The following is a 1,760-nucleotide window of genomic DNA, read 5'->3' as shown; positions in this document are numbered from 1 at the left end:
AGTTCATACAGAAGACTCCTTCCATTCCTTTCTAATTTTAAAGATATTTAATATACACTTCTATTTTCTACTTGTAGTATTTTAAATTAGGAAAGTCTATGAAAAAGAATTAAAAAGGGATGTAGTGATAATAGAGTAGTATGTGAGAAGAAAGTGAAAACTTATTTTTACTAAAATAAGTATATTTATTTTATCTTTGAGCTGACATAATTCAACTTATCGGAAGTGAATATGCTTATGTATTTACAAATGATATAATAATAGAGTCGCCTTAACTTCCATAGGCGAAATTACTATGGAAGGAGGTGAGCATCTGTGGACTTTTTATTCGTAACGGTTATTGCACCTGTGATAACTGGATGTATTGTAGCTTGGTTTACCTATTGGCTAAATCAGCACAATAAATAGGCGACTATCCATATCACATAAAGAGCCCCAACCTACGGCAATAGGTTGGGGCTCGGTGTATATCTATGGACTTTCTATTCGTTAATTGTATTATAACATCATAGTGTAGAGGAATGCAAAGTAGTTTTATCTGTTTAGGTTAAGGTGTATTCAATATAATTAAAAATAGGGGTGGTTATGATCAATAAAGTTAAATTTACATCACAGGATGAAAAGCTTTTAAAACAAATTAATGGAGTAAATCATAATAATATGAAATTACTTACTTTTAAGTATATGCTTCCTTTTAGAATTCCGGTTAGCAATGGAGAATTTTTTATAGATGATAAAAACAAGATTTTAGTTAAAATTTTAAATACAACTGGGCAAATTGAATATGGTAATCGTCTTCCAATCCCTTTTGAAGAAAGAAGAAGTATTGTAGAATGTACTACAATTATAAATAAACATAGCTTCAAAAAAGTATGTAAATCAACAATAGAGGCAGATAATGAAATTTCTAGTATTTTTGATATTCAACTTTCGATTATAAACCATTTTATTAGAATTATTATGGTTAAATTTCAATATCATAACGTTTTTCCAATTTCTAAAGGGGATATTCAAAGTATTCCATTATATAGGCCATGTGAAATTATTAATGGAAAACACATAAATTTTGAGATGAAATCTTTTATTATAAAATGGCCAGATAAAATTTTAGAAGATCAAAGTAAAAATTTAAGTAAAAAAGAATTAGGAAGTATTTTTGCGAATTGGGAAATTTATAAAAATATGTCAAGCATGCTTCCTAGTGAGAAAATGAGAATGGGAGAAAGATATTTTTATAAAGAAGATTATAATAATTCAATAATTTATTATCAGACTGCTCTTGAAACTTTTATTTGTAACTTTGTATATGATTATTATAAAATTTATGAAAACTTAGATGATGATACTGCTAAGAAAAAATTATCTTCTTATAAAAACGTTGTTTATCATCACTTCATACCTAAAATGAAGGAACTACAGGTTTATAATAGCGAAAATATTAAAGTTTGTATTGATATTTATTTTAATGATTATTATGATATGAGAAATAATATTGTTCATAGCGGAGAGACGTATGACAAATTTAGTACAGAGAATTTCACTAATATTGTGAGTGATATAGTTAAATTAGTAACTTATGGTATGAAATATGCAGTTAAAAATAAATTCACACAATATTTTAATAAAAACTACATTATTAGTGATAATATAAACATTAAAGAAATCCTAAGTAGGTATGAAAGTATATAGTTACTAATCAATACAATTGGAATTATAGATAAACTTGTAAAAGTTTTTTTGGGTACACTCTAATCATATAA

General features: G+C 26.1%; 2 protein-coding genes. Both read left to right on the top strand.

Features of this window, described 5'->3' with window-relative positions:
* Positions 1-315: 315 nt before the first annotated feature.
* Positions 316-408, top strand: a complete 93-nt coding sequence (locus KA883_RS08750) for a type I toxin-antitoxin system Fst family toxin (protein ID WP_021459888.1) — start codon at positions 316-318, stop codon at positions 406-408.
* A 177-nt stretch (positions 409-585) separates the two neighbouring features.
* The gene (locus KA883_RS13620) at positions 586-1,689 is read left to right on the top strand and encodes a hypothetical protein (RefSeq protein ID WP_237634548.1); all 1,104 of its coding nucleotides are present in this window, start codon (positions 586-588) and stop codon (positions 1,687-1,689) included.
* Positions 1,690-1,760 lie beyond the last annotated feature (71 nt).

It is taken from the genome of Staphylococcus sp. GDY8P54P, from assembly GCF_017892645.1.
GTDB lineage: Bacteria > Bacillota > Bacilli > Staphylococcales > Staphylococcaceae > Staphylococcus > Staphylococcus ureilyticus.
This window is presented reverse-complemented; position numbering and strand designations above follow the sequence as displayed.

Bases quoted from the DNA above. Each gene is read 5' to 3' on its own strand.
- KA883_RS13620 (WP_237634548.1), top strand. From the start codon at position 586: ATGATCAATAAAGTTAAATTTACATCACAGGATGAAAAGCTTTTAAAA.